Here is a 10532-nt window from a genome sequence, read left to right as displayed (position 1 = left end):
GAAATATAAAACGAATAGCACTTTTTCTAGCCCGAGATCAGAAGTGCTTATGCGGCGTTATTGGAGCAAGGCTGGACCGATGCGATCCGCACCCTCTATCCCGGTGAGCGGATTTATACTTACTGGGATTACTTAAGGAAGGCTTGGGATCGAGATGCTGGCTTGCGTTTGGATCATTTCCTGCTTAGTTCCGATCCGGCTACCAGGCTCAAATCCGGCGGTGTGGATAAGCAAATCAGGGGATGGGAAGGTGCCAGTGATCATGCCCCCGTCTGGATTGAATTGTCTGGACGGAAAATAAACAGAAAATCAAATCATAAGGAAACTCAGCTAAAGCAGGATCCTTCCGCTTTGATGCTGCTTTCCGATGATCTGAAGGCAGTTTGGCGTAATGGGGAGGAAATGGATCAGCCTAAAGAAATTAGGCCCATGAAAGCGACGCTGGTCGATGCGCCTTTTGATGAGCCGGGATGGGTTTATGAGATCAAATGGGATGGTTACCGGGCTATGGCCTATTTGAATGTCGATCAAACCAGCCTGTATTCAAGAAATCATTTGGAGTTTAACCAGTTTACTGAGATCAATGAGGCGTTAAGTGCTTTACGACTTAATGCTATTCTGGATGGTGAGGTGGTTGCATTAAAAGATGACGGAGGAGCTGATTTTGGTGCTTTGCAGAACTGGAAGAATACCCGGCGTGCCCAACTTCATTTTTATATTTTTGATATGGTTTGGCTGGAAGGAAGATCGTTATTATCACTCTCGCTCATTGAACGTAGAAAACTCCTAGAGGCAGTTTTGCCAAAAGATCATCCTGTCATTAAGGTCAGTCAGGCTTTTTACACCAGTGGTATTGATTTTTTTGACGCCGCAAAACGCATGAAGCTCGAAGGCATTATAGCCAAGCGTGCTGACAGTTTTTATTCTTCAGACAGCAGGTCTCGCGATTGGTTAAAGATTAAAGCTAAGCGACGACAGGAGGTGGTTATTGGTGGCTACACCAGAAATGAAGGGACGGAAAAATTTTTTAGTGCGCTTGCGCTGGGAGTATATGATAAAAGTGGGACACTCGTGTACATTGGAAAGGTAGGCACTGGTTTTAATCAAAGCATTCAAAAAGAATTAATGGCGGAATTTGAAGAATTAATTACTGAAAGCTGTCCTTTTGGAATTAAGCCAGATGTAGATGAACCTTCCCAATTCCGGCCGCAAAGGCTAGGGGCAAAACCGACCTGGCTAAAGCCTACGCTCATTTGCGAGATCGAATTTGCAGAGCTAACCAGTGATGGAAAGGTTCGCCAGGCATCTTTTAAGGGTCTTAGAAAGGACAAAAACCCGAAAGAAGTTGTTTTAGAGTTAGAAACCAGGGCAGGCAAATTGGTGAACGAGGTCGAACTGGAATATGATCTACAGGCTCCAATTTTACCGGTTTCGATTGATGGCCCCAAAAAGCCCAAGGGAAGAAAAGCCATTCTTGCAAAAAATCCGTTATTAACAGGGCAAGCCGAAACACAGGAAAAAAATATTGACGGACATTTATTGAAATTCACGCATTTGTCTAAACTATACTGGCCTGAAGATGGCGTGAGCAAGCGGGACATGTTCAATTATTATGACTCGGTAGCGCCGCTAATGCTTCCATATTTACTAGATCGTCCCATGTCGCTCAACCGGTTTCCGGGAGGAATCCATAGCCAGAGTTTTTATCAAAAGAACGTAAAGGAAACTGCGCCAGACTGGGCCCTGACAATGCCTCATACCAATGATAAAGGGGAAGAGAAAAGCTATTTGCTTGGACATGACAGGGCAACTTTACTTTGGATGGCCAGTTTGGGCTGCATTGAAATAAATCCCTGGTTTTCTAGGTCATCTTCACCAGATCACCCTGATTATTGTGTCATTGATCTGGACCCGGATAAAAACTCCTTTGACCAGGTAATCCAAGCCGCACAGGTTACCCGTAATATTTTAGAGGATATCGGTGTGCCCAGTTATCCAAAAACATCAGGCTCAACAGGCATACATATCTACATCCCACTTGGTGCAGCTTATAGTTATGAACAGAGCCAGCTCTTTGCCAACCTGATCGTGAGGCAGGTGAATAGGGAACTTCCAAAATTTACTACCCTTGAACGTAGCATCTCAAAGCGGGGTGGAAAGATGTATCTTGATTTCCTGCAGAACAGACCCGGCGCCACTATTGCAGGGGTCTATTCGCTGCGTCCGAAACCCGGTGCAACAGTATCCATGCCGCTGTTATGGGAAGAAGTGAAGCCCGGGCTGAAAATGCGTGATTTCACGATTTTCAACGCGATCGACCGTTTGAAAGAAACTGGTGATTTGTTTTCTGGTGTACTTGGCCAGGGAATTGATATGCACGGGGTGATCGCCTCTGCCCAGCATCGTTTTGCATAAATATTGCTAAATGTAAATATCAAAACCTATTGTGAAATAGGATGTTATTAGGATAAAGCGTATGAAGCACAAATTTTTTGACCGGTCGAATGAGCAAGCTTGTAGGATCATTTTTGCAGGGGCAATTGCTATTGCCGTTGCTTCAATTTATTTGGTCTATAGACGTAGAAAATATAGAAAGAAAGATTTTGTCTCTACAAGTCCTTTCTATGAAGATGGCCACCCTATGGAAAGATATATTTTTTCACTCACTAATGATAATCAGCCTATTCAGGCAATGGTGGAACAAGGTGGAGATTGCTACGCTGTCCATCTGGATGGTAAATATGCCGGTAGCCTATGGCAGGATGAAGAAAACAGTTTGCAATGGATTGCCCAAGATGAAGCACTAAAGCCTTTCGTTTCAGACATCGGGAAAAAGTTATCTAATGTTTATTCACGAGATGGCTTTTCGGCGATATTGATGGGCACATATCCTGAAGTGGTTGCAACCGATTGGAAGAGTTCTGAAACGCTGGAAGTAATTGTTGAACAGGAGACTGATCTTGAAATATTTGCCACTTTTTTAAAGGATGAAGTTATGAATCTGGTTAGTTTTGATGACCACCTGGACTTGATCGTAAAGAAAGCACACGACGCTTACTTTGTGATAATAACTGTGAATTAATTTTAGATCTAAAAATGCGTCGGTCCAGCAGTAGTTACCCCTGCTGGTTTCACGAAATCGTTTATATTATGGATAAGTTAGCAAAAGCTTTGGTATGTAGCCTTTCGGGAACAAGTTTAATGACTTTGTCCAGTGCAATCATGTCAGCAACGATAGGACAGGAGTTTAGGGAACCGGCACAACTCGGCAAACTGATCAAAAGGTTAGCTCCATTTATTTCAAAATCGTTTTGTAAGGGAGCAGGGTGGGGCGCACATTTTGCAATGGGTACAGCATTTTCTTCTGTCTACACTGATTTATGGGAAAAAAAGAAATTGAGACCGGATGGTAAAAATTCAGTCTTACTAGGTTTAGTTAGCGGAGTGGTCGGATCACTAATTTGGAAGGCAACGTTTAAAGTCCATCCCTTAAGCCCTTTAATGAATTATCGACGGTTTTATTTACAACGGATTCCTGCTCATGTTGTATTTGCGATCGGAGCTACTATTGCGTATAATTTACTTAAAGACCAAGATAAGGCGCGAATGAAAGCTCCAAAAAGTGGCAATACGTCAATTACCCATTAAAAAAGTTGTATATACATGGAGGGGTCGTGTTAATTGGCATACCTTAAGTGTGAGGTATTATCGGATCATTGCTTTGGAAAGTAGTTTATTACTTTGTTATAGATGTCTTCAGCAATTCATTCACCTATAAAAGCAAGTATATCTCTATTCATCAATAATACAGTTGACACGGCGTTAAATTATAACACATAATTTCTAATAGACGCTGATTATGTGTTAGGTACATATTTACTGCGATGATAATAAATACCCTTTAGAAAACAAATGAATGGAGATTTTGGTTCTTATTTAAGATGAAAAACTATCAGCTAACAATTACAGTAGGTACGGATAATAGAAAATTTGACCTTGCGGAATATATGTTTCACGACGGAGAACGTTGTAAATATCATGTCTTTGAAAATGGTATCCTTTTAGCTGCATTTGTCCCTGATCATCACAATTTCTTGCAGTTATGTAAGAATCCCGGTCACCTGGACGACGATCTCGTTGATCTTCTTGCTGATTCATTAGAAAGCCATATTCCCCCTATTCCTAAAGTTATTTGATGCTATTATGCTAATTTCCATTAGATAGGAAGTAGTATCATGTTGCCTTTCAACTTTTGGAAATAAATCAGAAGACAGAATTATGTCCTGACTATAATATTTCTGGAACAAGCTTGACACAGCATGTGAAAAACATTTGGTTGGCAGGAGAAAATATGTTCCCAAATGCAATTAACGTCAGCTTGAAAGTTATCTTATAATATCCAACCTTTTATCTGTTAAAGGGGTGTTTTATCATGGCCTTATTGCCGTCGAAATGCAAAACTATATAGCCTGCAGGCAAAATAACCTTTATCATCATTTGGAGCGGCTGTTAGTGCTGAAAAGCAAGATGGGCTAGAAGTTGGGTGGACGCATATTAACCAACCTTCGTCCTTCAAAGGAATAACAGTGATATTAGGCTTAAGGAAAATGGTGGACAGGATAAATTCGTACATCTAAAAGTGCAGCTATTTCATGCCAGAATCAAAGTGATGCCAAGCAGGGCGCTTTCAATCAGTGGCGAAGCAATATCTTTCGGGGTAGTGTTTTGGGGGAACTCACAACCGTTGCCCACTTTAATTCGGCATCGGAATTCGTACAGCCCTCACAGATGTCTAATCATGTAAGGATTCTTCAGACCTTGATAAGCATTTAGAATGGCTAAAATCTGATATTGCCCAGGGGGTTGACCGGTTGGTTCTACATCATGTTAACAAAATCAAACGGATTTTATTAATAATTTCGGGAAAAGGTGTACTACCGGTTTTAATCCAATAAAGCCATTTGTGTGATAAGAGCGGACATTTTTCATTCCGCTCTGGTATTATTTTTTCTTTTTTAGTGCATATAATATAACGCCAGCCACAACACTAGTAATAATGACTTTTTTAAGCAGCCCTTTCGGGTTGTGCCTGATTGCTGCGCGAATACCACTTTCTGCGAATATATTAGGAATGATCCCCCGGGAAAGATCTTCGATAATGCCCTCTACAACATTGACCCGATCGGCCAGGATCAGAGGGATCCAATGCCTATAACGATCTTCGCTATGCTTAAATGCATAGCGCCGAATCATGCCGCTTATTCCCGAGGGTGGCACGGTATTTCCAAGAACAGCACTTAATGCCGGGCGTTCATTGGATTTTAAAATTTCAACATCTGCATGCTGTTGATTACTTCGTTCATACACGCTGCGCTTGTGGTCGTCCCCAGTATAATTTTTCATCGGGTAAGTCGGTTCGTTACCCGGATCTATATCCATTCCCCAGCCGGGAATATTTTTATAATCTGTTTTTTCGTTTTTCATAACCTAGTGTTTTGCGGATGGGATGAGTACAGTTTTAATGCATTCATCAAGTTTGGATGAGAATATGTGGTAAGCATCTGAAATTTCTTCCAGGGGAACCCGATGAGTGATTAACCCTTTTGGATTTAGTCGGCCTGTCTGCACATGGTCAATCAATTTAGGAAGCAGCCGTTTAACAGATGCCTGGTTGGCGCGAAGCGTGATGCCCTTATTAAGTATATTCCCAATTGGAACGTAGTTGAAAGGTGGACCATAAACGCCTACAACTGATACAATTCCCCCTTTTTTAACACTATTAATTGCCCACTGTAATGCCGTGGCTGCGCCAGCCTGCATCAGGGTCACTTTTCCGGTGAAAGTCTGAAGTGCATTGCCCTCCGCTTCACACCCTACACAGTCGATGCAAACATCTGCCCCATACCAGTCAGTCGTCTTTTTAAGAAAGACAACCGGGTCAGCCATGGACTTAAAATTATACGCTTCGCATTTAGCATAGTTTTTTGCAAATTCCAGGCGATATTCGATGTGATCAATAATAATCACCCGGGCTGCGCCGAAAAACCATGCACATCTTGCAGCCATAATGCCTATAGGTCCTGCTCCGAAAACTACAACAGTATCACCCTCTTTGATTCCACCCATCTCAGCAGCCTGGTATCCGGTAGGGACGACGTCAGTTAGCAAAACCGCATCATCTGGGTCCATATCGGCCGGAATAACAGTTGGTCCAAAATTCGCATATGGAACCCTTACATACTCCGCTTGACCGCCGTTATAGCCACCTGCGGTATGCGAATAGCCAAATATACCACCAACTGCTGTTGCCATTGAATTGGATTCATGGCAATTTCCATAAAGCCCCTGTTTGCAAAAGTTACATTTTCCGCAAGCGATATTAAATGGAACAAGAACCTGATCACCGATTTTGACGTTGGTCACCAATGGACCAACCTCCTCGATTATCCCGATAAATTCATGACCAAAAGTTGATCCGACCCTGGTGTCTGGGACCATTCCATGGTACAAATGCAGATCCGATCCACAGATACAGGTTCTGGTTACCCTAACGATTGCATCTTCAGGATGCAATATTTCTGGCATTGGGCGCTGTTCCGTCCTGACCCTATAGGGGCCTCTATAATTCATTGCTAGCATATTCTTGAGATTTAATTTGTTTATCACCGCAGATCAGGATAGGATGAACGTAACGTTCTCACTTTCCATTCCTGATCCGCTATGTACGAGTGGTTAGAACATCAACAAAATTTCACAATCGTTTCTTTTAATTTTATCATATCTATTAAACAGGTATACCTACCTTATAAAAGGTCCTTTAGGCCGTTTCTAGGTACAGGGATTGAAAGGACTTTTATTTCGCCTGAAAATTTTTTAATAACTAAATTGCTCGTATTTCGTTTCCGGAAGATAGCTGAATGGTTATTATTGGTTAACGATGTTTTCACTAAAAATAAAGAAACCCCTTTAGCAGCTTTGCCTTTTGCAATTACCGCGGATTTTTTGTTCCTGTTAGCTAATTTTTTCATCATTTCCATCCTCCTTTCCAATAAAACATAATCGGTATCTTATTGGTTTTGATTATTTTGTATTTATCCGCAAGAATTATTTTCCTAGTTCGGTTCGGGGGAATGGTAACTAAATTTCATAGGCCTACAATCTGATTTAGGAAAATAATACTGTTAAATGCATACCCGTTTTTGACAACTTCAATCCTGTTTTTTTTCGATGGTTTATGATATAAATGATGAAATAGTAAATGCCAATAAAAACACCCAAAATAATTATGGAAGGGATGAAAGCGGAATACCCTCGGCGAAAAGTGGAGATAACGAGCGCACAAATTGATACAATTAAGGCCAGTTGGACTAAATTCAACTCCTAACTGTTCTTACGTTTGATAAATATAGAAAACAATGTATTAAAATATAAATTACGGCCACCCTATTCAACATTTCAAATAATATGCTCATATCAGTTTCATTTAGTGAAGTGTTTGTTAAGCCAATCGAACAGCTCAATCAATATTCGTAAGTTGTATGGTTACGCTTTGTTATTTCCCGGTTTTCCAATCAGGCGAGTCAACTGGCTTGGATTCAGGAGATCCTTTTTGTCTTAAGAAAATGGTAAGTAACACTATAGACGCGACCGATAAAAATTCACTTTGCCAATTTTGAAAAGTTTCAAACCAAAATTTTGAACCTCCAAGGTAATGTAATATATTTTCTTCTGGTTTTCCCTTTAATGAAAGTTCAAGATTGTTATTTTCCCAACTACCATAAAAGTGAAGTGCCCAACAAATCAAAAATAAGATGCAAAATGCAATTGATAATGAATTAGAATATAGCCATAATATCCATCCACCCCTTTTTACCGGCCAAGGCGCATCGCTGGATGGCCGAGGCTCTCGATCTACATCTTCATTTTCTTCTAGTTTCTTTGATTCTGCAGAGCCTATCTGTCTTAGGCCGATGGTAATCAATACATACAGCGACATTTGCAGAAATTCACTTTCAAAGTTTTCGAATGTAGCAGAGATAAAATGTCCACTGGTCAGGTAATGGCTCAGTGAAACCTGTTTACCATTCAATTCAGCTAATTCACTATTTAATTCCTTCCATCCCGTTAATGCCTGGCCGCTTAGGGTAATAAAAAATGGATAGGAAAAATATGGACAAGCTATTTCGGTATATCCACGGTTTGTTTTGGTTATGTTGCGTTCTTTGGTTCATTTTAAAATTTGTTGGTATGAATTACGTTTTATTATGTTATGCGTATTATAAAAGGCACCGTAAAGTATTGAGATGGTAATTAGATAGCCAATCTTTCTGGTTAGGGTAATTTTATTAATGTCGTAATTAGAGGCTTAACCTTCGTAAACTCGGGCAAAAGGGATTCTTTAATTTTTAATACCCTAGTCATTTATTTGACTCATCGTGATCGTATTGCTTTAGTATCAGTTCCTTATGCCTTTTATTTGATGTTGATAATATGCTGACAACATTAACCGATTTTCGAACGATGTCCTGCTATTTATTCGAAATCTTTACTTTGTTAATCAGAACGGAGGCTGTTTTCAATGCCTCTCGAAACTCATCATCACTATCGAATTTTAACTGCTTCAGGTTTCTGGTTTCATAATTTATTTCAAATTTATCAGGAAGGAATGGCCAAGGATCGACAATTATGGATCCATTTTGTTCGTGCATCTTGTAGGCTTTCCCATCTGGTCCTTTGCTAATTTCCAGTAGCCTATTCTCCGGAGGAACGAGGTTTTGGCATATTAGTAAAGAGAAAGCGTCACAGAATTCCAGTAATTCATAGGCTTGGTCAATATCATTTTTTGAAACGCTGGCCTCGTTGGTCCAGGTTTTTTCTTTAAGTTTTAACTCTGTTATAAAATCCTTCGCCAAGGGATCTTCACCATGTGTAAAAGCAATGTGTCTGGAAATTAATAGTGCTATAAATCTGCTTTTAGTTAGTGCCATATCAATTTGTTTTTGGCAAGCCTCCAATTCAAAACTGGTATCTTTGAAGTTAATAGGTGCTCCGTTATCATCGAGAAGCGGCTTTTTGTCAAACTCATTATATACATCATCATGTTCGGTAGTAGCAATCAACGTTTCCAGCCAATTATCTGGCTGGTTTGATAATTTCCACCTGGCACAGATTTGCCCTGCAAGAAGTCCATGTGCACGCTGTGTGGTAATTTGCCACCCAGATTCGACGTAATTAACGATCATTGTTTTTAATGTCTATTTTTATCCGACTTAAAATTTACTTCAATTCATCCAGTTGCTGTAAATAAGAAAGCAGAAACTGTCCGCAGGCTTTCACCGCCGCTTTGACAATCTTTTTCTTACTCCCGATGAAGCGAACACGTTCTGAAAATATAGTTTTGTTTCCACTTTGCCCGTAGATAAACATTGTACCTATAGGTTTCTCCTTGGTCTCACTTCCACCGGGACAGGTTAACCCTGTAACGCCAATATGTATATCGGCTGGAATCATTTTTCCGACACCTTCAGTGATTGCCTTTGTCACTTCAATTGATTCTGGCGTATATTTTTGAATCAATTCAGGCTCTACTCCCAAAAGATCCTCCTTTACGCAGGCATCATAACAAACAATCCCTCCTTTTAAAAAGGTTCCTGCATTCTCAATCATGGAGAAGTCTGCGCTCAGCCGTCCTCCTGTTGCACTTTCAGCAAAAGCAATTGTCAACTTTTTTTCAATTAAAAGTTCGCCTACTTCATTTAAAGTCTTACTCATGATTTTTAATATCTAAATGATTAATTTTTCGGATAAGGGGCGGTGGCCTTATCAGCATCTACCGTTTCAGTTTGCTCCCTTTCCAAATTCCTGTGCCCCGTGCCGGCTAGACTGTGGGCACAGTTGCTTTACAGAATGAAAAATGGATTGAATTGATATTGTTATAATAAAGGCTTTGCGGTCTAGGTTCATGGCTTCCATGTTTATTATTGATGGTTATTTGAATGTCTATCGCTTTACAGATTATGATCTGATTTTGATAACAATACTTTTACCTGATGGTTTAGGAATAACTACGTGTTTTGATACGGGAAGTCACCGGATATTTGCTTGGAAGGTAACCGTAATTAATTTCGTTTAAATTAAAGTTGCTGATATTCAAATAGTTATATTCATAGTTGTCGTAAGTATATATACTCGTTATTCCAACATTTCTTATATTTTGAAAACTTATTAAGATGCTGATTAGTTTTATAAAATAAGTAGCTCCATTAGGCTGCAGAAATTATTAATTCATTCAATTACTTGATTACAAGATGAAAAGTAAGAATTACTTTTTTTGCCTAACTGTTATCACAGTGGCAATTATCCAGGGTTGTTCTAATTATAGTCCAGAAAAAGGCAACCATTATAAAGACTTGGATGATACTGTAAAGAAAGATTCCACGCAGGCGCCAAAAGGGGTAAACCCTGAAGATACCGTTAGAAAATACTGATTAAGCTGTTGATTTTAAAGCCGGATATCGAAAATGAGAGAGTTG

Annotated in this window: 10 protein-coding genes; 5 read left to right on the top strand and 5 right to left on the bottom strand. The window is 40.0% G+C overall.

All coding sequences use genetic code 11. The annotated features are described in order from the left end of the window. Positions 1 to 60 precede the first annotated feature (60 nt). From ligD to ON09_RS19310, 4 genes are all read left to right on the top strand, one after another. Positions 61 to 2415 (top strand): DNA ligase D, encoded by a 2355-nt coding sequence (gene ligD, locus ON09_RS19325; RefSeq protein ID WP_010602716.1) that lies wholly within the window; start codon positions 61 to 63, stop codon positions 2413 to 2415. A gap of 61 nt (positions 2416 to 2476) precedes the next feature. Then, a complete protein-coding gene (locus ON09_RS19320; RefSeq protein WP_010602715.1) occupies positions 2477 to 3082 on the top strand; it encodes a hypothetical protein in 606 nt (201 codons plus the stop codon). Positions 3083 to 3150: 68 nt separating this feature from the next. After that, a complete protein-coding gene (locus ON09_RS19315; protein ID WP_010602714.1) occupies positions 3151 to 3648 on the top strand; it encodes a hypothetical protein in 498 nt (165 codons plus the stop codon). A gap of 293 nt (positions 3649 to 3941) precedes the next feature. After that, positions 3942 to 4196 carry a hypothetical protein gene (locus ON09_RS19310; RefSeq protein ID WP_010602713.1) on the top strand — a complete coding sequence of 85 codons (255 nt, stop codon included), beginning with the start codon at positions 3942 to 3944 and terminating at the stop codon, positions 4194 to 4196. Positions 4197 to 5001: 805 nt separating this feature from the next. Here the strand turns inward: ON09_RS19310 and ON09_RS19305 are convergent. The 5 genes from ON09_RS19305 to ON09_RS19280 all read right to left on the bottom strand — a co-directional run bounded on the left by ON09_RS19305 (position 5002) and on the right by ON09_RS19280 (position 9771). After that, positions 5002 to 5484 carry a hypothetical protein gene (locus ON09_RS19305; protein WP_010602712.1) on the bottom strand — a complete coding sequence of 161 codons (483 nt, stop codon included), beginning with the start codon at positions 5482 to 5484 and terminating at the stop codon, positions 5002 to 5004. 3 nt (positions 5485 to 5487) lie between these two features. Continuing rightward, entirely contained in the window at positions 5488 to 6585 is a 1098-nt protein-coding gene (locus ON09_RS19300; RefSeq protein WP_010602711.1) for a zinc-dependent alcohol dehydrogenase, read from the bottom strand. A gap of 967 nt (positions 6586 to 7552) precedes the next feature. Continuing rightward, positions 7553 to 8149 carry a DUF6766 family protein gene (locus ON09_RS19290; RefSeq protein WP_316927822.1) on the bottom strand — a complete coding sequence of 199 codons (597 nt, stop codon included), beginning with the start codon at positions 8147 to 8149 and terminating at the stop codon, positions 7553 to 7555. A 379-nt stretch (positions 8150 to 8528) separates the two neighbouring features. Then, a complete protein-coding gene (locus tag ON09_RS19285; RefSeq protein ID WP_010602708.1) occupies positions 8529 to 9242 on the bottom strand; it encodes a DUF3891 family protein in 714 nt (237 codons plus the stop codon). A gap of 34 nt (positions 9243 to 9276) precedes the next feature. Further along, entirely contained in the window at positions 9277 to 9771 is a 495-nt protein-coding gene (locus ON09_RS19280) for a CinA family protein (RefSeq protein ID WP_010602707.1), read from the bottom strand. Positions 9772 to 10349: 578 nt separating this feature from the next. On the opposite strand from ON09_RS19280, the gene ON09_RS25280 reads away from it, so the two are divergent. Further along, positions 10350 to 10487 carry a hypothetical protein gene (locus ON09_RS25280; RefSeq protein WP_162097947.1) on the top strand — a complete coding sequence of 46 codons (138 nt, stop codon included), beginning with the start codon at positions 10350 to 10352 and terminating at the stop codon, positions 10485 to 10487. The last annotated feature ends 45 nt before the right edge of the window (positions 10488 to 10532 follow it).

Source organism: Pedobacter agri PB92, assembly GCF_000258495.1.
Classification (GTDB): Bacteria; Bacteroidota; Bacteroidia; order Sphingobacteriales; family Sphingobacteriaceae; genus Pedobacter; species Pedobacter agri.
Note: the sequence above shows the minus strand (reverse complement) of the source record. Positions and strands in the feature narration are given on the sequence as shown.